Origin of the sequence: Weizmannia sp. FSL K6-3076, from assembly GCF_038007245.1 — a bacterium.
GTDB classification, from domain to species: Bacteria; Bacillota; Bacilli; order Bacillales; family Bacillaceae_C; genus Weizmannia; species Weizmannia faecalis.
Genome location: NZ_JBBOWU010000001.1, coordinates 678,982 through 699,135, shown reverse-complemented (window position 1 = coordinate 699,135; position 20,154 = coordinate 678,982). Strand labels below are relative to the sequence as shown.

At 46.3% G+C, this 20,154-nt stretch carries 14 protein-coding genes and 2 pseudogenes; 7 read left to right on the top strand and 9 right to left on the bottom strand.

Annotated features, from left to right (window positions below; genetic code table 11):
• The first annotated feature begins 10 nt into the window (after positions 1-10).
• Together yfkAB and NSS95_RS03110 are read left to right on the top strand one after the other, a co-directional pair.
• Positions 11-1,162: a radical SAM/CxCxxxxC motif protein YfkAB gene (gene yfkAB, locus NSS95_RS03115; protein ID WP_014095971.1), complete on the top strand. Its 1,152-nt coding sequence runs from the start codon at positions 11-13 to the stop codon at positions 1,160-1,162.
• A 150-nt stretch (positions 1,163-1,312) separates the two neighbouring features.
• Positions 1,313-1,909 carry a hypothetical protein gene (locus NSS95_RS03110; RefSeq protein ID WP_035189883.1) on the top strand — a complete coding sequence of 199 codons (597 nt, stop codon included), beginning with the start codon at positions 1,313-1,315 and terminating at the stop codon, positions 1,907-1,909.
• A 328-nt stretch (positions 1,910-2,237) separates the two neighbouring features.
• Here NSS95_RS03110 and NSS95_RS03105 read toward each other — a convergent pair whose 3' ends face one another.
• Entirely contained in the window at positions 2,238-2,444 is a 207-nt protein-coding gene (locus NSS95_RS03105) for a hypothetical protein (protein ID WP_014095973.1), read from the bottom strand.
• 201 nt (positions 2,445-2,645) lie between these two features.
• Between NSS95_RS03105 and NSS95_RS03100 the strand changes: the two genes are divergently transcribed.
• Complete coding sequence (locus tag NSS95_RS03100) at positions 2,646-3,071, top strand: universal stress protein (protein WP_014095974.1); 426 nt, start codon at positions 2,646-2,648, stop codon at positions 3,069-3,071.
• 864 nt (positions 3,072-3,935) lie between these two features.
• Here the strand turns inward: NSS95_RS03100 and NSS95_RS03095 are convergent.
• Positions 3,936-5,264 carry a polysaccharide biosynthesis protein gene (locus NSS95_RS03095; RefSeq protein WP_061565703.1) on the bottom strand — a complete coding sequence of 443 codons (1,329 nt, stop codon included), beginning with the start codon at positions 5,262-5,264 and terminating at the stop codon, positions 3,936-3,938.
• Between the two features lie 106 nt (positions 5,265-5,370).
• On the opposite strand from NSS95_RS03095, the gene NSS95_RS03090 reads away from it, so the two are divergent.
• On the top strand, positions 5,371-6,198 hold the full coding sequence (locus NSS95_RS03090) for an aminoglycoside N(3)-acetyltransferase (protein ID WP_014095976.1): 828 nt from the start codon (positions 5,371-5,373) through the stop codon (positions 6,196-6,198).
• A gap of 162 nt (positions 6,199-6,360) precedes the next feature.
• Here the strand turns inward: NSS95_RS03090 and NSS95_RS03085 are convergent.
• The 4 genes and pseudogenes from NSS95_RS03085 to NSS95_RS03070 form a co-directional block, all read right to left on the bottom strand.
• A pseudogene (locus tag NSS95_RS03085) lies at positions 6,361-7,262 on the bottom strand (SDR family oxidoreductase).
• A gap of 87 nt (positions 7,263-7,349) precedes the next feature.
• Positions 7,350-9,008, bottom strand: coding sequence for an acyl-CoA dehydrogenase family protein (locus NSS95_RS03080; protein ID WP_061577636.1), 1,659 nt, complete (start codon positions 9,006-9,008; stop codon positions 7,350-7,352).
• A pseudogene (locus NSS95_RS03075) lies at positions 8,992-10,515 on the bottom strand (class I adenylate-forming enzyme family protein). The gene NSS95_RS03080 and the pseudogene NSS95_RS03075 overlap by 17 nt, the downstream one beginning before the upstream one ends.
• Positions 10,512-10,898: a MerR family transcriptional regulator gene (locus NSS95_RS03070; RefSeq protein ID WP_014095980.1), complete on the bottom strand. Its 387-nt coding sequence runs from the start codon at positions 10,896-10,898 to the stop codon at positions 10,512-10,514. Before NSS95_RS03070 ends, NSS95_RS03075 begins: the two are co-directional and overlap by 4 nt.
• Before the next feature lie 1,065 nt (positions 10,899-11,963).
• Here NSS95_RS03070 and NSS95_RS03065 point away from each other — a divergent pair.
• Positions 11,964-12,545 carry a biotin transporter BioY gene (locus tag NSS95_RS03065; protein ID WP_014095981.1) on the top strand — a complete coding sequence of 194 codons (582 nt, stop codon included), beginning with the start codon at positions 11,964-11,966 and terminating at the stop codon, positions 12,543-12,545.
• A gap of 361 nt (positions 12,546-12,906) precedes the next feature.
• Here the strand turns inward: NSS95_RS03065 and map are convergent, their stop codons facing one another.
• On the bottom strand, positions 12,907-13,650 hold the full coding sequence (gene map, locus NSS95_RS03060) for a type I methionyl aminopeptidase (RefSeq protein WP_014095983.1): 744 nt from the start codon (positions 13,648-13,650) through the stop codon (positions 12,907-12,909).
• Between the two features lie 245 nt (positions 13,651-13,895).
• On the opposite strand from map, the gene NSS95_RS03055 reads away from it, so the two are divergent.
• Both NSS95_RS03055 and NSS95_RS03050 read left to right on the top strand, forming a co-directional pair.
• Entirely contained in the window at positions 13,896-14,339 is a 444-nt protein-coding gene (locus tag NSS95_RS03055) for a C40 family peptidase (protein WP_014095984.1), read from the top strand.
• Positions 14,340-14,552: 213 nt separating this feature from the next.
• Positions 14,553-15,068 (top strand): hypothetical protein, encoded by a 516-nt coding sequence (locus NSS95_RS03050; protein WP_014095985.1) that lies wholly within the window; start codon positions 14,553-14,555, stop codon positions 15,066-15,068.
• 432 nt (positions 15,069-15,500) lie between these two features.
• Here NSS95_RS03050 and NSS95_RS03045 read toward each other — a convergent pair whose 3' ends face one another.
• Positions 15,501-16,631 carry a DEAD/DEAH box helicase gene (locus tag NSS95_RS03045; RefSeq protein ID WP_014095986.1) on the bottom strand — a complete coding sequence of 377 codons (1,131 nt, stop codon included), beginning with the start codon at positions 16,629-16,631 and terminating at the stop codon, positions 15,501-15,503.
• A gap of 752 nt (positions 16,632-17,383) precedes the next feature.
• The gene (gene adhE, locus NSS95_RS03040) at positions 17,384-19,996 is read right to left on the bottom strand and encodes a bifunctional acetaldehyde-CoA/alcohol dehydrogenase (RefSeq protein ID WP_035189451.1); all 2,613 of its coding nucleotides are present in this window, start codon (positions 19,994-19,996) and stop codon (positions 17,384-17,386) included.
• Positions 19,997-20,154 lie beyond the last annotated feature (158 nt).

Sequence of the window (20,154 nt, the reverse complement as noted above, 5' to 3'; positions counted from 1 at the left end):
GAGCACAAACATGTTAAAAGAAGAAACACAACGAAGCATTACGCCTGAATACGATCCGTGGGAAGCATACATGGACATCACGACGCACGGCAAACTGACTTTGTCGAATATTGAATTCACAACGACCACTTTATGCAATATGCGCTGCGAACATTGTGCGGTCGGTTACACTCTGCAGCCAAAAGATCCGGATGCGCTGCCGCTTGATCTGCTGCTCAGGCGGCTGGATGAAATCAGCACACTGCGCTGCATCAGCATTACCGGCGGCGAGCCGATGCTGTCAACCAAATCTGTTGAAAATTACGTTCTGCCGCTGTTACAATATGCGCATGAAAGAGGGATTCGCACCCAAATCAATTCCAACTTAACAATGAAACTCGAAAAATATGTGCAAATTGCGCCTTATCTCGATGTGCTGCACATTTCCCACAACTGGGGAACTGTCCGTGATTATATTGACGGCGGGTTTGCCAACATGCGGATCAAGCCAAGCGATCAGCACGGTGAAAAATTGTTCAGGCGTATCGTGGAAAACAGCCGCGCCTTGTCGGAGATGGGCGTGATGGTTTCTGCGGAAACGATGTTAAACAAGCGCACATTGCCTTATATGGAACAAATCCATCATCAAATTGTCGAAGAAATGAAATGTGCAAGGCACGAAATTCACCCAATGTACCCAAGTGATTTTGCTGCTGATCTTGAAGTGCTCAGCTTGGATGAAATTCGAGAAGCCATCCACCATTTGCTCGATATCCGTGATGAAAGCGTGTGGATGCTGTTTGGCACGCTGCCATTTTATCCGTGCAGCCCTAATCCAGAAGACCAGGCCTTATTGAAAAGATTGTACGAAAGCAAAAATGTGACCCTCCGCAATGATCCGGACGGCCGCTCCCGCCTGAATGTCAATATTTTTACGGGTGATGTGATTGTCACGGATTTTGGCGATACACCACCGCTTGGCAATATCCAGCATGACAGGCTGCCCGACGTCTTTGAAAAATGGCTCGAAACACCCATTGCAAAATCGCTGAATTGCCATTGCCCGCAAGTCAAATGTCTCGGACCGAACATTTTAGTCAAAAATGCTTACTATAAAAATATTGATTTTACCCAACGAAAAGCAGTCATCGACATGCAGGGCGCCTCTTCCAGGATGGGCTAAAAATGGCAGAAGCATGGGGTGCGCCTGCCCCATGCTTTCTCGTAATCTCAACTACTTTTATCCTGATTATTTTCATTCTAATGCGTTACAATACGCAACAAAGATGATTGGATGTAGCATAAAATGACTTTTGATCAGGAGGGAATAAAATTGGGTTGGTTTATCGGGATTATCATTATTATCTTGCTCGTGTATTTTTTAATCATCCGTCCTTTGATCGAGCGGAACCGCCCGCAAATCATTGAACCGCGAAGAAGCATTTACAATGGGGATGCCTATGACCCGCACCCGGAGCAAACCGGATGGAACGATGGGGGTAATGCCGGAATCGGCCGGTTTGGCATGTTTGCCGGCGGGATGGCAACAGGTGCATTGCTGACGTATTTACTGGAACAGGGCAGAATCGGTTTAGACCAGTTCGAGCATTTTCAAAATCTTGATGGCAACGATCTGTTGCAAGAACTGGAAGAGCAAAATATTTTACAACAGGATGAGATTGACCATCTCCAGGATACTTTAAGCAACTTTGAAGACAACGGCCATGACGGTCATGACGACGGAAATCATGGAGACCACGACCAGCAAGATACCGGTTTTGATTTGGCTCATTTCAGTTCCCATGAGGATCATGACGCACATGACAACGACCAGCAAGACGCCGGATTCGATCTGGCTGATTTCAGTTCCAATGATGACAATGACTTTGGCGGATGGGATAGCGGATCGGATGACAATAACTGGCTGTAAGCATATAAACAGAACAGGTGCCGCAACCAAAAGCAGATGCAAGTTATGACTTGGTGGAGGCTGGCTTTAAAAAAATTTACGGAACAGGTGCTGCAACTGCCTGTTCCGTTTCCTTATGACGGGTTTCCAGCAGGCTAACCTGCATTGGCATTTGCCAAAGGTTTTGCAAGGGCTAGAACCTACCGCTCCGGGCAAGACAGATCCATCGCTGTTCCATTGTTTTAAGCGACAGTACCCACTCGAATCTTGGCGAAAAACATACTAGAAGCACCCGGGGATTCGGATTCCGTTTTTATCGGCCATCCCGCGGGTGCTTTGCTTACAAGGTTTACGGTTTGTACTTTTTTTCGCTTGAAGAAGTCGTTTTTTTGTCATGATCCGTTTTTTCTTCAAGCTTTTCTTCTCGCAAGTCTTCCATTGGGATCGGGTCAACTGTTTGTTCACTCATAAATTTATCATGCATGTCTTCGTTTTCTGTTGCAAATTGTTCGGGGTTGTCCATTTTCCGTTGCGATTTCTTTTTGTTTTCGTTCATTTCATATCACCTCGTATGGTTCAATACCCTTTATTTTTCCGAAAAAAAACAGAAAATATCCGACGAACACGCAAAAAATAAACCGTGCCTGTCCACCCCAAGGGGCAGAGATTTTGTGTTTTTCTCGTATTCTCTGTTAATTGTTGCAATTTTTTATGATATGATAAGGTTGATGAGAAGAAAGCCGATGGAGATGATTTTATGTTTAATCGTATTCTTGTGGCAATAGACGGTTCAAAAATGAGTGAAAAAGCACTGAAATCCGCACTGAATTTTGCAAAAGAAAGGTTTACAAAAATCGGTGTCATCCATGTGGAGAAAAATCCGGTTATTCCGGAGGGGATGCCAAATGCGTCAATAGATACCCTTTATTCTGAACAGCAGAGGGACGGGGACGATTTGCTAGACCAAGCCGCCGCTCTTGCTGAAGAGGAAGAAATTGAGATAGAGAAGTTTTATGAAACGGGCGATCCCGCTGCCCAGATTGTCAGAAAGGCGGAAGAAGGAAACTATCAGCTTATCATTATGGGAAGCAGAGGACTCGGAAACCTGAAGGGGCTCATGCTTGGCAGCGTCAGCCAGAAAGTCACCCAGCTCGCCAAATGTCCGGTACTGATTATAAAATAGTCCTGTTTCAAAAGCCTGTCCAGAAATACCGGACAGGCTTTTTTAAATTTTACCGGCCAAGTGCCTCTTTACATACAGGCCCTTTACGTAAACTTATCCCCAAAAATCCTTGTTTTCCTTTATTTAGACGGTGCCTACGTGAACTTTTGGTTGGATTTTCGCATTGTTCCTTAACGTAGAACTGCTCTATGTGAACTTATGGCCGGATTTTTGCATTGTTCCTTAACGTAGAACCACTCTATGTGAACTTTTGACCGGATTTTTCGTCCGTTCCTTAACGTAGAACCGCTCTATGTGAACTTTTGACCGGATTTTTTGTCTGTTCCTTAACGTAGAACCGCTCTATGTGAACTTCTGACCAGATTTTTCGTCCGTTCCTTAACGTAGAACCATTCTATGTGAACTTTTGACCGATTTTTTCGTCTGTTCCTTAACGTAGAACCGTTCTATGTGAACTTTTGACCAATTTTTTCGTCTGTTCCTTAACGTAGAACCACTTTACGTGAACTTTTGACCGGATTTTTTGTCTGTTCCTTAACGTAGAACCATTCTATGTGAACTTTTGACCAATTTTTTCGTCTGTTCCTTAACGTAGAACCACTTTACGTGAACTTTTGACCGGATTTTTTGTCTGTTCCTTAACGTAGAACCATTCTATGTGAACTTTTGACCAATTTTTTCGTCTGTTCCTTAACGTAGAACCGTTCTATGTGAAATTACTATCAAAAATTTCGATTCTTTCTCGTTCCCCCCTTATAAAACGATCAAGCTGGGTTATGTTGCACAAACTTTCAAGAATTACCGCGGACCCTCACAAACCCGGACAAACATCCAAAAAGCCTGCCGGAACCCGTATATCTACCGTTAAAAAGTATGTTTCATTGATTTGCGGAGAATCAGGGAGATTTCAATTTTTTTACAAATCGTTAAATAGTGCATCATCATGATAAGCAATGTTCCCGTATTCATAGCGATGATGACGCCGGCCATTTGGTACTGGGGATTTGAGCCAAGATAATAAATGAGGCAGTACGTAACCATTGTTGACCAAATAAAATGCGCGAGGGCATCCCTGACCAGGCCGAGGCCGATTAAAAACGCCTGCATCGGAATGACAAAATAGTGAAACAGAAAATACGGCCATAACAGACGGACATAAACGGCGGCGGCAGCCGAATGGGAAAACAAAGTTGTGAGCGGCACGGAAAACACCTGAATGACAATGACAGCCGGAAGCCCGTAAAGAAACGTCATCATCATCACCTGCTGAAGCAGTTTCTGCAGCTTTATGCCGTCTCTTTTGGCATAAGCTTCCGAAACAGTCGGAATTAATACGGTGGACAGGGAATGGGCAATAAAGGCCGGAAAAAATCCGATCGTAAAAGCGACGCCGGCCACCAGTCCGAAATGTTCGTTTGCCATCCCCTCCGTCATCCCGGATTTAAGCAATACCCATTTGATAAAAAATGGTTCAATCGCATTTGTGACGGCATGAAATACGCGCATGCCCGTTGTCGACAAGGAAACAGAAAGAAGGCTCCTTCTGATTTCCTTTCCCCCCATTGGAGCCTGTTCTTTTTTCTTGAGCGTCCGCATTTGCAGCACAAACATATGAAAAAGATACAGCAGCACAATCAAGTCACTACCGACAAGTGTGCATATCGCGATAAAAATCGACATTTGCACGTCAAATTCCATCCAATGAAATAGCAAGACAAGCAGGATAAGCTGCATCATTTTTCTCAGGAAGTTGGCAGCAGCAATCTTCCCCATTTGCTGGACACCCATAAAATAACCTCTCGCAATTGAGGAAAAGGCGATCATCGGGATAAGCGCAATGATCAGCCAGCGAAGATACGGGTGGTAATGATGGAAAATTGGAAGCGCCGGCAGCAGCAATGCGACTGCCGCCATGAGCAACAGGACAAACAAAGATGCCAGCCGGATTGTAAACCGCAGCATATCACGATGATATTTTTCTTCCTGTTCCGCAACAAATTTTGAAATGGAGATGGGCAGTTCCATGCTGGCGATGGTGACAATTAAAAAAATGGCCGGCAAAATAGACATGTACAGCCCCATGCCGTGCGCCCCGAGTTCATTTGCAAGTACCATATTTGTTAAAAATTCAATGCACTCTCCGATGAAAGCAACGCCAATCAGCATAAATGCCCCTTTAAAAAACACTGCCATGTTCTTCCTCTTCTCCTTATCAAGAAAAACTTTTTCAATAATAAAGGATATGAGGCAAGCCTGGAGAATCATTACAAATAAATCAGCAGAGATGGGAGGCGCTCCTGTGACAGAAGAAAACGTGATTCGTCAAAAACAAATGCTCGTAACAAAAGAAAGATTAGTGACAGATTTTCGCAAGCTCGGGCTGAAAGAAGGTATGGTGGTTATCGTCCACTCGTCTTTAAGCGCGCTCGGCTGGGTTTGCGGGGGAGAGGTTGCCGTCATTCTGGCTTTAATGGAAGTGGTAACAGAGCGCGGCACCATTGTGATGCCGGCCCAAACAGCGAATAATACCGACCCCGCCTTTTGGGAAAACCCGCCCGTTCCAGAAGCTTGGTGGGAAGAAATCCGCCGCTCTATGCCTGCATTCGATCCCGCCGTCACGCCGACTTACGGCATGGGCCGGGTTGCCGAGCTTTTTCGGACGTTTCCGGGGGTTTTAAGAAGCCATCATCCAACTTGTTCGTTTACTGCTTGGGGACGGGAAGCAAAATCAATTTTGAGCGGACATTCGCTCGACTTCCCGTTCGGGGAAAAATCCCCGCTCGCCCAGATTTATGACCGAGATGGCTGTATTTTGCTGCTCGGTGTCGATTACCACGCCAATACATCCATGCATCTCGGCGAATCCAGGTCCAAGCATACAAAACGGTGTACGCAGAGCTGCGCGATGACAATAAACGGAAAAAGGGTCTGGCAATCATACGAAGATTATGAGGAAAACTCCGATTTATTCAATAAAATCGGCCGCGCCTTTGAACGCAGCCATCAAGTTAAAACCGGTTTTATCGGCGCTGCCCCGTCAAAACTTATCAAACAGCGGGCGCTCGTCGACTTTACCGCGCAATATTTGGATGAGTTATACACGGATACGGAAAAAGCGCACCGCTAGTTTTCTAATTTCCTTTTCGGGCGGATCCCAGCGTGCACAACAGACCGGCTTGCCGCTATTGATACGCCAGCATCAGGTTGCTATATCTTCATTCACCCGTTTCCTCGGCCGCTTGTGATTTCGCATGAGTGCAGTCGATTTGCACAGCACGCTCCCTTGCCATTAAGAATCCGTAATCGTCCCGCCGTTTACATGCAGCACCTGCCCGGTCACATAGCTGGAATCACGGGATGCGAGATAAACATAAGTGGGAGCCAGTTCATACGGCTGGCCGGCCCGCTTCATTGGCACATCAAGGCCGAATTTGGCAACCTGTTCCGGATAGAAGCTTGACGGAATCAGCGGTGTCCAAATCGGCCCCGGTGCCACCGCATTGACCCGGATGCCCTTTCTCACCAGATTTTGCGACAAAGACCGGGTGAAAGCCACAATTGCCCCTTTTGTTGCAGAATAATCGATCAAATTTCGACTTCCTTCATACGCCGTGACAGAACTGGTAAAAATGATCGAGCTGCCGGCTTTCAAATACGGCAATGCGGCTTTGACCAAGTAGAAAAAGCTGTGAATATTGTTTTTAAAGGTAAAATCCCATTGTTCATTCGTAATATCTTGCAAATCCTTCTGCACAAACTGCATGGCATGATTGTTCACAAGCACATCCAGATGTCCGAATGTATCCACCGTTTGCTTCACAACGTTTTGGCAATGCTCCGGATCTTTTAGGTCCCCCGGAATCAGCAGGCAACGCTGCCCGAGCGCTTCGATCCTCCGCTTTGTCCGGCTCGCATCTTCTATTTCATAATTGGAAAAATACGGAATCACTACATCCGCGCCTTCTTTTGCAAACGCAATCGCGGTAGCTGCGCCGATCCCGCTGTCCCCGCCGGTTACAATCGCCACTTTATTTTCAAGCTTTCCAGATCCCTTATAGGACGGGTCTTCAATCTGCGGGCGCGCGGATGCATCAGTTTTTCAATCCCCGGCTGTTTTGGCTGGTGCTGGGGCGGAAAGGCATATTTTTGCGGATGAATGCGGTAACCCGGTTCCGTCCGGGAAAAATACATATCTGGCTTCTGCCAATACAAATGGACCACCTCTTTATCCAGGCTTTTTCCATTTAGTGTATTCGCCTAAAAGCCGATGGGTGACAATTAATTTCCTTCATTTGCCGGCACTTTTTCCATCACAATCTCTTCAAAATGTTTCACAAGCGCCAGTTCCGGATCGATGGCAAGCGGGTCGTGCCAAGCCAGCCTGAGATAGGCTTCCGCGATCCATTTTTGCCGCTGCCCGGCCAGTGCGTCTTCGAGGGCTGTGACACTTTCATATATTTTAACCATTTGCCTGGCCACTTTTTTACAATGGTACGTTTGCACGGCTTCCTCTTTCGCCTCCATGACAAAACGGCAAGTTTCTTCGAGTTGCTCCAGTCCGGCAGATAGCCATGTACCGGCCTGCAGCTGATCTATTTTCTCCCGCATCATGCCGATAAAAATGTCGTGCACTTTAAATTTCCGCATCAGGCGGAGCACTTCAAGGCCGAGAATATTGGCGGTCCCTTCCCAGACAGTAAGCACCTGGGCATCACGCAAAAGCCTTGGCGTTACAAAGTCTTCGATATAGCCGTTTCCGCCGTGCATTTCGATCGCTTCATGGGCAAAATGGATGGCCTGCTCGGCTGTTTCCATTTTCAAAATGGCGATGAGAAGCCTTGCCATGATGTTTTCTTTTTCATCCGCCTTGCCGGAAGCCGTCCGGTCAAAAAGTGTGGCAAGCCGGAAAACAGCGCTTGTTTCCACTTCCTGTTTGGCTGCCATTTTGACAAGGGTTTCTTTTACCATTGGATAATCTGCGAGCCGGCTGCCAAACGCCGTCCGTCTCAGCGCATAGGCCCGCGCTTCCCGGTATGCCCGGCGCATGATGCCGATCGAAGCAACGGCATTGCAGATGCGCGAAAGGTTTAGGGCCTCCATCATATAGTAAAAGCCTTTGCGGGGGTCGCCAACCAAGTAAGCTTTTGCCCCGTCAAATACCACCTCGCCCGAAGGCACCGCGCGCACGCCGAGCTTATCTTTCAAACGCCGGATATAGATGCCGTTTTTCTCGCCGTTTTCTTTTTCCCAGGGCACCAAAAACAAGCTTAGCCCTTTTGTTCCGGACGGGGCCCCTTCACGCCTTGCAAGCACCATGGCTACACCGCACATGCCCACATTAGAGGCAAAATATTTTTCGCCGTAAAGCCGGTAACAGCCGTCTTCCGAAACGGCTTTTGTTTCATTGGCGCCAACGTCTGACCCGCCTTGGCGTTCCGTTAAAAAAGTGGCACCTTCGTAGCGCTCCGCTTCACCTGTTGAAATCAGCTGCGGCAAATAGGTTTGTTTCAGTTCATGGCTGCCATAATGGTCAAGCAAATAGGAGGCTGCTGCCGTCAATGTGACCGGACAATAAAACCCGAGTTCTGATTGCGACAGCAAATAACCTTGCGCAAACGCATACACATAATTGCCTTTTTGTCCCAATGCCGGAATGGGTTTATGGACATATCCGACAATACCTTTGTTATACACTTGCTCAACCGTTTTAAAATAACCCTCATTTACCCACACTCTCGATACATCTTCCCCGTAGCGGTTATATTTGATCAGCTTGGGCTGGCCTTCCCGGTCCGTGTGGGTCGCCCGTTCGTCAATTTCTCCGGCGCACATTTCCCCGAATTCGGCCAGTTCCTTTTCTGCCCAATCAAAAAACAGCGGATCCAAATATTGTTTCAAAAGCCGTGCCAGGTTCGGATCGTCATGGTAAAAGTTCATTGGCCATCCCCCTCAATACTTGTTTTTGGATTTTTCCCGTGGCGTTCCTCGGCAGTTCTTCTATTCTTTCGTACAACTTCGGAATTTTATAGGATGCCAGTTTGCCCTTCAGAAAGCGTTTGCATTATTCTTCAATATTGTCCATCGGTTCTGCCAGCACGAGAAAAGCTTTGACCGTTTCCCCCCATTCCGGATGCGGAACACCGATCACAGAAACTTCCCTTATTTTCGGATGGGTAACCAATACGTCCTCGATCTCTTTCGGGTACACGTTTACACCGCCTGAGAGGATCATATCTTTTTTACGGTCCACTACCCAGTAGTACCCTTCCTCATCTTTTCTCGCCATGTCGCCAGTTAACAGCCAGCCATTTTGAAATACGCGGTTCGTTTCTTCTGGTTTCCGGAAATATCCTTTCATGACGCTTTCCCCGTACAACGCAATTTCCCCGACTTCCCCCGCCGCTACGTCTTCACCTTTTTCATTCACAAGCCGGATTTCCATGCCAAGTGCAGCGCGTTTACCGATGCTTCCAGCTTTTTCCGCGTGTTCTTCAGGCAGCAGCAATGTCCCGTTCGGCCCCGCTTCTGTCAGGCCATATACGCACACGAGCCGGTCCGACCGAAAAGCATTTTGAATCAGGCCCACTTCCGGTCTGGAAAGCGGCGCACCGCCGTATACCCAATACTTCATGGTGGATAAATCGTAATCCTGCAAGTTCGGCAGTTTTGCCGTGAACAAATAGGCCACCGGGGCACCGAAGAAATGGGTGATTCGTTCTTTTTCTACAGTTTCCACCAATGCTTCCGGTGTAAATACAGGCGAAAGCACATGTGTGGCGCCTACAACCGTGCCTGCAACCAAAAAGAGATGAAGAGGCGCTGAATGGCTGAGCGGCATCATGTGCAGGATTCTGCTTTCCGGTTTCATTGCCATTTCCACACACATCATCCAGGCGGCGGACAAAATATTGCGGTTGGTGAACAAAACACCCTTTGGCTTCCCAGTTGTGCCCGATGTGTAAAGAATAGAAGCATCATCGTCTTCTTTGAGCCGGCACCGGATCTCCGTTTCAGGCGAATGGTTAATCATTTCTTCAAAAATTTGACAGCCTGTCACACGTTCGCCTGTTTTTATTTTTACGAGATGGGGAGGAAAAGTTGCTTCTTTGAGTTCCTCAAAAAGCAGCTCATGGACAAATAACACGTTTGCTCCGCTATCGTCCAACATATACTCCAGTTCTGCGCGGCTTGATTTGGCATTAACCGGCACGACAATACCGCCAAGCCGCATCACGGCAAAATAGGCAATGACAAACGCATTTGTATTTGGCATCACGATGACCGCCCTGTCTCCCTGCTTGAAGTTACAATTTTGGAGGGCATGCGCCAAACGGTTTACTCTGACATTTAATTCCTGATAATTCAGCCGTTCACGAGGCGAAACCAATGCTTCCTGCTGTGGGTACTTTCTTGCATTCCGCGCCAACAGTTCAGAAATATTCATCCCTGCTCCTCCTTTAAGCGTTTTAAACGAGTTTCAAATTCTGCCAGATATTTTTCCAGTTCGGATTGAAGTTCCTGGAGGTTTTGAATTTGCTGTGCAACTTCCCGGCGTTTTTGTTTGCCATACTCGATCGTTTTTTCGAGTTGTTTTATGCCGGAGCGGTCGCAATCGAACAGTTCGATCATTTCTTTAATCTCATCCAAAGAAAAATCCAGTTGTTTCCCGCGGAAAATGAGCTTTAACCTGGTGTAGTCCTTTTTCGAATAGCATCTCCTGCCATTTTGGCTTCTTTTTGGCTTGAACAGCCCAAGCTCTTCATAATAGCGGATGGTCCTCGTGGATACCCCGAATTCGGCTGCCAGTTCAGAAATTTTGCAGGTCATACACCCCTCTCCTTCCCATTTGCCTCTATCATACAATTTACGTTAACGTAAACTTCAAGATATAAAGCGTGAATTCCTTTTATCATTATGAAACAATTAGAGGGGAATACGATTATACAGGAATGCGCCATTTTGGGATTGCATGTCATGGATTTGGTTGATTATGCCAGCCTATATTTCCCTAAATGTATTGAAAAGTTGCCGAAGCGAATGCTAAGGAATAATTGGTTGGTTTTTGAAGGAAGTTTTTAAGGAAGTGACCAGAGGAAGTTCAAACACCGTTCAGAAAATGGAATTAAACAAAATAAAAAGCAGCAACATACCCGTATTCTTCATAAGGAGTGGAAGTGGGAATGATAAAAACACCTCTTCCATCCTAATAAATGTGTCTCCCCCTCTACCTGCCCTGTTTTTAACTTAATGTAATATAAAAAACCATAGATAAGCAAAAAGGAGTAAATAAGCAATGATGTAGAAAAGAATATTCCCTAAGCTTGGTTTTTTATAAATATTATACAAGGACATAAAAAACAGGACGATGAATGCACCCCAGTACACTGGTGTACGCTGAATAAAAGTAACCAGTAAACCGACAACTAAATATATAACGGATGAAAAGCTTCTACGTGTTGAGGATTGACCCATTGATATCACCAAACTTTTTTAAGTTTTTAAAAATACTATTTAAAAAACTTCCCGGTACTGAACGAAGAATCGTTTTGAAAAAATTTCAAAAAATATACAGATCATCTTCTTAATAGACAAATTATTCCATATATAAATCCAATAGTCAAGACACAATTAAACCTTTTAGGGTGGATAAAAATCCGATTAGGATGACAAAGACCTTCGCCTTTAGTGAGAGAAGAAGACCTCCCCACTGATTTGATTCACTATATTATTGACAACACTCGGTGTTTTGGAACCATGTCACTCCCCTCTACGTTACAGTAAACTTCAAGACACAAAGCCCGAAATATGTAAACCAATTTTATTTTTAGGTTGACATATATGCCGCAGTTTTTTAATCTATTAATAGATAAAGGAAAAAAGGGGAGTGAAAAAATGGCAGCGAAAAAATTCCGTGCCATTGATCTTTGTTATGCGGGTATGTTTGCGGCGCTGATGGCCATTGGGGCAAATATTACATCCATTGCGCCGTTTCTTGTTATCGGCGGGGTGCCGATCACATTGCAAACTTTTTTTGCCGTGCTGGCAGGTTTAGTGCTCGGCAGCAGGCTTGGAGCGATCTCGATGGTCGCCTATATGCTGATCGGCTTACTGGGAGCACCGGTTTTTGCGCAGTTCAGCGGCGGGTTTCAAACCGTTTTAAGCCCAACATTCGGATTTATTCTTAGCTTTATCCCCGCAGCCTGGGCAACGGGCAAGATTGTGGAAAAACGCCAAAACTTGACAACGTACTTTATTGCGGCAATCATTGGCCTGATTTTAAACTATTTGATTGGGACCAACTGGATGTACGCCGCGTACAAAATATGGGCGCAGGCCCCACAAGCGTTCAGCTACAAAATTGCCTGGGTGTGGATGGCGGTGCCCCTGCCAAAAGACATCATTTTGTCCTTGGTTGCGGGCTGGCTGGCACACCGGATTAAAGCCGTTTCCCCGCTAATTGCGTTAAAACGGTAGAATGGCCCCGCTTATACTGCCCCGCCCGATATGGTGATTTTTCAGGCGGGACAGTATTTCGGAGCAGGGCATTTCCCCGTTTACTGCGTTAAAACGACGGGATCTTTCCAAATGCATACTTCAGACCCCCGCTTGACGATTAAATCCGATCCCGCTGCAGCCGCCTGAAACGGTGCATTCTTCGGGTGGGACAGTATTCCGGAGCAGGGCATTTCCCCGTTTACTGCGTTAAAACGACGGGATCTTTCCAAATGCATACTTCAGACCCCCGCTTGATGATTAAAACGAGGCGGGCTATTTATTCCACTGTAGCCGCCCGAAACGGTGATTCTCTAGGGAGGACAATGCTCCGGCGCACCGCTTATCGCGTTAGAACGATGGGGGTTCCTTTTGTTACAATGACGGTATGTTCCACTTGCGCTACAAAGCTTCCGTCCGGCGTTACATACGTCCAGCCGTCGCCCGATTCTACCACTTCATCAGCGCCGGTCGAGACAAACGGTTCAAACGCAATGACCATGCCGTCCTGTAACAAACCTGTATCGTCTGGGTCATAGTAATTTAAAATATACTCGGGATCCTCATGCAGGGCCTTCCCGACACCGTGGCCCGTCAAATTCAAGAGTACTTCAAAACCATTGTCGTACACTGCTTTTTCAACCGCCCGGCCGATTTGATTCTGCCGATTGCCGGCCCGGATTTTTTTCAGGCCGCTGTCAAACGCCAGCTGCGCACATTCGCACAGCGCAAATAATTCGGGATCTCCTTTTCCGACAACAAAAGAGATGCCTGTATCCGCATAATATCCATCCAGCGATCCGGATACATCCACATTCACAAGATCCCCTTCTTTTAACACGCGGTCTCCCGGAATGCCGTGCGCCACTTCTTCATTTACACTGATACAGGTGTAACCCGGGAAGTCATACTCTCCCTTTGGCCCGGAGACCGCCCCGTTTTCTGCAAACCTCTTGCCTGCCCATTCATCCAGCTCTTTTGTTGTGATGCCGGGCCTGGCTTTTTCCTTCAGCTCATCGCGAATGCTGGCAACAAGCCTCCCGATTTTTTTCAGTCCTTCCAAATCCGCTTCTGACTTGACGATCATGTTGAACGTTCCTTTCTGCTTTAAAGTCATGACTCCATTATATAGAAATAACGTTAGATATCAAAATCCATGGTTCACCCGAACAAAAAAGGATGCCGTGCCCCGCATGCCGGACGCCGTCAAACTTTTCACACTTTTGTCGTATACGTAATGTTTTTGTAATATTATTTAATGTGAGCGTAACCAAAGAATCGACAAATATTGGTATAGTGGGATTACAAGATTCATAGACAGAGGTGGGAAATTTGAAGAAAGTAGCTCCAATACTGCTTGCATTCATGCTGGGAACCGGTTTTTTACTGCCTGCTAAACAAGCGGCTGCTGCATCCTATTCCCCGTCAAAAGTCATCAGTACGGCAAAGAAATATATAGGGACCCCGTACAGGTGGGGCGGCACAAGCCCATCAGGTTTTGATTGTTCCGGCTTTGTAGGTTATACATTTAAAAAGAACGGAAAAAGCTTGCCGAGAACAGCAGCAAGCATTTACAAAAAAGGAAAAAAAGTCAGCAAGTCAAATTTAAAACCGGGCGATCTGGTTTTCTTCCATACTTATTCAAAAGGCGTTTCACATGTCGCCATTTATATCGGCCATAACCAAGTCATCCACTCCGTATCGCAGGGCGTAAAGATCGACAGCCTGAGCAATCCTTACTGGAAACCGCGGTACGTCGGGGCAAAAAGACTTTGAGATCAAAAAACTTCGGAAACTCCCGATGTTTTTTTTGCACTTTTTCCTACCTCTACCCCTTCCCCGGAAATCTAAACCGGGATACAAAAATATGAATTAAAATTTTTCCATAAATCTTATTTTTTCCTCCCCTATTTACCATAAGAAACAAAAAATGCTATGATCGTGCTGCAAGTCTATTAAAAATTTACAGATTTAGGAAGGGGTTACAGCATGAAAAAAATTTGGTTTGCAACTTTTAGCCTTGCCCTTGTGCTTGCACTTGGCGCATGTTCCGGAAATTCAGGGCAGTCCGGGGCAAAGAAACCGGCAAAAAGCAGCACAAAAACAGCTTTGATGAATTTTTATATGAATCTCACCAATCATATCAATGCCCAGGACAGGGATTTAAATACGTATGAACAGGCGATCGCGAAGACGGACGAAAAACCGCCGAAAACTGAGCTTGCCACCATGCAGAAGGAAGCGCAGTCATCCGCAGAAAATGTAGTGAAAGAAATTAAAAATACGAAAATCCCATCCAAAATAAGTAGCTATCAATCGGAGATCAAAACGGCTGTAAAAGATTTGCAACAGTCCTACCAAATGAAAGCGGATGAGTTGAAAAAAACGAACCCTTCGCTGGATGCTGCGAACAAAAAACTGGAACAAGCCAACGATGAACTCGGCAAAGTATTTAAAAAAGCCGGCTTGTCACCGGCCAGCCTCCCGGACGATGTTAATTCATAAGGAAGTTTCAAAATATAATCGGGCGATTGCCGACCCAAACGGCTTCCGCTGATGTCCATTCAGAGGGAAGTTTCGAAATACAATCGGGCGATGGCCAATGCCCATTCAAAGGGAAGTTTCAAAATACGACCGGGCGATTGCTGATACTCATTCAAATAAAAGTCTCAAAACACGACCAGGCGATGGCCGGTACCTATTCAAAAGGAAGTCTCAATACACAGCTGGACGATTGCCTATGCCCAATTAAAAGGAAGTCCAAAACAGAAGGCCTGCCGGAGAATCGATTTCCGGCAGGCCTTCTGCGGCATGAAAGACAACGAAACTTTGTATTTCATCTTTTTAAAGCAGAATAATCTTCCCGCTTTTGGAATCCGCCCAGGGAATGAAGCCATCCTCCGGACAAATTTTTCGCATTCAAAAAAACTGATTTGCCTATTCGGGATCTACCAGCTCACCGCGCTTTATGTCTTTTCGCCTCAATTCCACATGCTGCGCTTTTGCATATTTTTTCAACACCGTTTCTTCTTTCGGCGTGACAAGAGAGACAACTGTGCCGGGGTTTGAACCGAGCCGGCCTGTCCGTCCCGAACGGTGGACATATGCGGAACCATCTTCCGGCAAATCAAATTGAATCACATGCGTAATCGCCGGAATGTCCAGGCCGCGGGCAGCGACATCCGTTGCCAAAAGGAGCGGGACATCGCCGTTTTGGAACAACCGGATACTTTTTTCTCTTTCTTCCTTGCGCATATCGCCATGCAATTCGGCGATGGCCAGCCCTTTGAACCGGAGTTTTTCCACTGCAACCGAAACATCCCATTTATTATTAAAAAACACGAGTCCCCGGACCCCCATTCGGGCTATCTTTCGCAACTGCTCGATTTTGTCGCGCGGATCGCTGCTTACGATATAAATATGTTCAACCGGGCTCCGCGCCTCCTCTTTTGCAATGCGAATCAACAGGGGTTCTTTCATCTGTTCCATAGCCTTATGGGCTGCAGCATCAGGCAAAGTGGCTGAAAACAAAAGGAGCTGGCAGTCACGCATGGCGGATTTTACAATTTGTCCGACCGTGCGGCTGTATTCCTTTCCGAGCAGCTGGTCCCCTTCATCGAGCACCATCATTTTCACTTCATGCATTTTCAGTTTTTTCTGGTGGATCAATTCAAGGATGCGTCCAGGCGTCCCGATAACAAGGTGCGGGTGTTTTTTCAGTTTTTCAATTTGCCGTTTCACATTCGCGCCGCCGATCAGCGGGATGCTCCGGATTCCGCTTCCCTGTGACCATTTTCCGGCTTCCTCTTGGATTTGCATGACCAGTTCTTTAGAAGGCGCCAGAATGACAGCTTGAACCGTTTGTTTTCCGGGGTCCATCCGGTCGAGCACAGGCAGCAGGTAGGCGAGTGTTTTTCCCGATCCTGTCGGTGCTGCAGCAATCACATCCCGGCCGTCCAGCACAGCAGGAATCACTTTTTCCTGTACAGAAGCAGGATGTTCAAACGTTGAATTTTTCCATGCCTGTTGTAAAAAAGGCTGTAAATGATGAATGAATGTAGGTTCCATTGTTTTTTCCCTAACCTTCCTTTTCCAGTTCTTTTATCATACACTATCCCGTATGGAAAAGAAAAGTTATCTAACGTAGACCCGTTCTATGTTAAGGAAGATCGCTTAATATCGCCCCTATCTTAACGTAGAGGCGTTCTATGTTAAGGAAGACCGCCAAAAATCGTCCCTATCTTAACGTAGAGGTGTTCTATGTTAAGGAAGACCGAAAAAAAGTCATGCTTTCTTAACGTAGACCCGCTCTATATTAAGGAAGATCGAAAAAAATCGCCCCTTTCTTAACTTAGAGCCATTCTACGTTAAGGAAGATCGCCTAAAATCGTCCCTATCTTAACGTAGACCCGCTCTATATTAAGGAAGATCGAAAAAAATCGCCCCTTTCTTAACGTAGACCCATTCTACGTTAAGGAAGACCGAAAAAAAGTCATGCTTTCTTAACGTAGACCCGCTCTATATTAAGGAAGATCGAAAAAAATCGCCCCTTTCTTAACGTAGAGCCATTCTACGTTAAGGAAGACCGCCAGAAATCATCCCTATCTTAACGTAGATCCTCGTTCCTTACCTTAAAAACCCGTCTAAGTGAAGTGATCGCCAAAATTCTGGCTATTTCCTTCACTTAGACGGGCTCTATGTTAACGGATCAACAATTTTTAAATTGCTTCTTTTTCATAGACACGGGCTACATGAGCGTTTTCGCCAAAACCTCTTCGGTTCCCTTCACGTAAAGTGCGCCTCTTCCAAAATGAAAGCCATTATTTTGCTTCAACGCCTTCAAAAGCTTTGCGTAAAATGTCTTCCAATTCGCTGACAAGCGGCAATTTAGGGTTTGCAGGTGTGCATTGGTCTTCAAATGCGCGGTCTGCAATAATGGCAACCCGTTTTTCAAAGTCCGCCCGGTTCACGCCGGCTGCTTTTAGGCTAAGCGGAATATTGAACAGTTTGCACATCCGGATGATTTCCTGGCAAAGGCTTTCGACACCTTCTTCTGTCGTGCTTGCCGGAAGACCAAGTACGCGCGCGATTTCCGCGTAGCGTTGATCCGCAATAAAATGTTCGTATTTCGGGAATGCCGCAAATTTTTTCGGCTTTTGCGCGTTATAGCGGATGACATGCGGCAACAGAATCGCGTTAGCCCGGCCGTGCGGAATATGGAATTCAGCGCCGATTTTATGGGCAAGTGAATGGTTGATGCCAAGGAATGCATTCGAGAACGCCATCCCTGCCAAAGTCGATGCATTGTGCATTTTTTCGCGTGCCAGTGCATCATTGCCATTTGCGTATGCTTTCGGCAAGTATTCGTGAACAAGCTGGATGGCCTTAATTGCCAGACCGTCCGTATAGTCGTTGGCCATGTTGGATACATAGGCTTCAATCGCATGGGTCAAAACGTCCATCCCGGTATCGGCTGTTACGGATTTCGGAACGGTCATAACAAACTGCGGGTCAATGATCGCAACATCCGGTGTCAGTTCATAGTCTGCGAGCGGATATTTTGTGTTGTTCTTTTTATCCGAAATGACGGCGAAAGAAGTCACTTCAGAACCGGTGCCCGATGTGGTCGGAATGCAGACCAGCTGCGCTTTTTCACCCAGTTTCGGGAATTTGGCAACCCGTTTCCGGATGTCCATAAATTTTTGCTTCAATTCGTTGAAATCAACTTCCGGATGCTCATAGAACAGCCACATGCCTTTTGCAGCATCCATCGCCGACCCGCCGCCAAGCGCGATAATGACATCCGGCTGGAAGCTTGCCATAGCTGCGGCACCTTTCCGAACCGTTTCAATAGACGGATCCGGTTCGACTTCTGAGAAAATTTCACAGTGCACATAGTCCGGGCGTTTCCGCAAGTAATACAGTACTTTCTCAACGAATCCAAGCCTGACCATATCCGGATCGGTGACAATAAAGGCACTTGAGATATCCGGCATTTTTTCCAGGTATTGGACCGAGTTCTTTTCAAAATACACGCGCGGTGGAATTTTAAACCATTGCATATTGACTCTCCGTTTCGCCATTGTTTTTACATTGTAAAGATTGATGACACCGACGTTTGTGGACACCGAGTTGCCGCCGAACGTGCCGCAGCCGAGTGTCAAAGAAGGCATATAGGCATTGTAAATGTCGCCGATTGCCCCTTGCGAAGACGGGGAGTTGACAATGATCCGGCCGGCTTTCATTTTTAAGCCGTATTGTTCAATGACTTCATCGTTTGTCGAATGGATCACAGCCGAGTGGCCAAGCCCGCCGAATTCGAGCATGGCTTCTGCAAATTCGAAACCTTGTTTTGTGCTGTTGGCTTTGTAACAGGCCAAAACCGGGCTTAATTTTTCTCTGGAAAGCGGGTAGTCCGGGCCGACACCTGTAAGTTCAGCGATTAAAATTTTGGTATCTTCCGGAACGTCCACGCCTGCCATTTTCGCAATTTCATAGGCCGGTTTGCCGACAATGGCGCTGTTGACGGATTGCGTCTTTTCATTGATGACGGTTTTCTCAACCTTTTTCTTCTCCGCTTCATTCAGGAAGTAGCAGTGATTTGCAATCAATTCGTTTTTCACATTGTCATAAATTTCTTTGTCGATGATGACAGCCTGTTCCGACGCACAGATCATGCCGTTGTCAAACGTTTTGGACAAAATCAGGTCATTGACGGCGCGTTTGATATCAGCAGATTTTTCAATATAGCAAGGGACGTTTCCCGGCCCGACGCCAAGCGCAGGTTTCCCGCTCGAATAGGCGGACTTTACCATGCCGGAACCGCCCGTGGCAAGAATCAGTGAAATACCCGCATGGTTCATCAATTGCTGTGTCGCTTCAATGGCCGGTTTTTCGATCCATTGGATGCAGTTTTCCGGCGCGCCGGCTTTCACAGCAGCGTCAAGCATGACTTTTGCGGCATGGCTGCTGCATTTTTGCGCGGACGGATGGAATGCGAAAATAATTGGGTTGCGTGTTTTAATGGCAATTAATGCTTTAAACATCGTGGTTGATGTCGGGTTCGTTACAGGAGTGACCCCGGCAATCACGCCGACCGGTTCCGCAAATTTAACAATCCCTTCATTATTGTTTTCGTCAATGATGCCGACTGTTTTGTTATATTTAATGTTGTGATAGATGTATTCTGTTGCAAACAAGTTTTTTGTCATTTTATCTTCATATACGCCGCGCCCTGTTTCTTCCACGGCCATTTTGGCGAGCACCATATGCTGTTCCAACCCGGCAAGTGCCATTTGTTTTACGATATTGTCCACTTGTGCCTGATCCAGTTCCATAAATTCACGCAGTGCTTTTTGCCCTTTTGCGACGAGGGAATCGACCATTTCCGTGATTTGCGCAGATTTGCCAACAACTTTTTCATCGATTGCCATGTTCGTGGCCCCCATTCTAAATGTTTTTGTGAATAATTTCACATGATAGACTAAAAAATATAATTTGTGAAGTATTTCACATGATTTTCTGCCGTTTTACATTTGTTTCTTTTCTTTATGGCTTTATTATAGGCGATTTCACATGCTATGGCTGTGTC